Raw genomic sequence first — 1,022 nt, forward strand, 5'->3', positions numbered from 1 at the left:
CTTGGATTCATCGAACCATTGATGAAGGGCGATATAGTCGCCCGGCACGCCGCCCCAGCGGCGCGCCGAGCTGAGCGCATGAAAATAGCAGTGAGACATGGATCACAGCTCCGTCTCGGTGGTGTCGTAGTCGATGAACCGGGCATTATGCGTGATGGTCACGCCTCCCGAGGCGACATCGATGACGATCTCTCCGTAGGCGCCCTCGCCATTTTCCCAGCCACCATGATGGTCGCAGACGGCATTTTCAGCAAAAGACGACAGGGCGTCCTCCAGTTGCAATGCGGAACTGCGAACGTTTCCACCATAGTCGACGGCGTAATGGTCGCACAGCACCGAAGGCAATTCCCGGACAGACTGGCCGCCATAGGCGGTGACATCGCCCATCATGCCTTCATCACCGCCACCATCATAGCTGATGTCGACGCGTGTGATACCATGCTCCCGCAGGATAGGCAGGAACGCGCTCTTGCAGCGCGCTTCGACACGCCGGACGGCGGCGGCATGCTCTGCGATCTCGGCCTCGATACGAGCCTGAATGGCGGCCTGGTCGGAGGTAAGTTGCGTCGGTATCATACTGGTGTCTCCTCAAGCGAGCGGTTCGCGGCCTCGGCGCAGCGAGGGTAGGCGGCGGCGAGATTGCGATGAAGGATCTCGAAGTCGGGAATGGGGAACCGTCCCAACGGGTCGGGCCGCGTCGCGAGCAACGCACCCATGACGATGTCGTCGATACGGTCCCGGTCGACCGCGGGGGCACGGCCGTCGTCGTAGCGGACCGGCGGCGCGAAACCGGCTTCGACCCAGCTGGCGAGACCGTCCTGGGCGGCCTCGACATAGGCCGCGACCGAGGGATCGCGACGATAAGCGCCCGCATCGACCTTGAGACCGAGCGTGCGATAGATGCCGAAGTCGTGCCGGTTGGTGATAAAGACGAGGGCACACCCGTCCGGGGGCGGGCCGAAGCGGGCGATGACGGCGGCCCGATAGGCGGCGACCTCAAGCCGGTTGAGGCGCTCGAAGTC

3 protein-coding genes are annotated in these 1,022 nt (G+C 63.8%); all 3 read right to left on the bottom strand.

The window, feature by feature from the left end; all coding sequences use genetic code 11:
• The coding region (locus RLDS_RS57335; RefSeq protein ID WP_408021060.1) for a DUF6915 family protein at positions 1–99 on the bottom strand (99 nt) is incomplete at its 3' end.
• Between the two features lie 3 nt (positions 100–102).
• Entirely contained in the window at positions 103–576 is a 474-nt protein-coding gene (locus RLDS_RS29445; protein WP_015460584.1) for a DUF6878 family protein, read from the bottom strand.
• Positions 573–1,022, bottom strand: a 450-nt coding sequence (locus RLDS_RS29450) for a hypothetical protein (protein ID WP_021224268.1), incomplete at its 5' end; no start/stop codon positions are given. The genes RLDS_RS29450 and RLDS_RS29445, both read right to left, overlap by 4 nt.

This window comes from Sphingobium lactosutens DS20 (assembly GCF_000445105.1).
Lineage (GTDB): Bacteria > Pseudomonadota > Alphaproteobacteria > Sphingomonadales > Sphingomonadaceae > Sphingobium > Sphingobium lactosutens.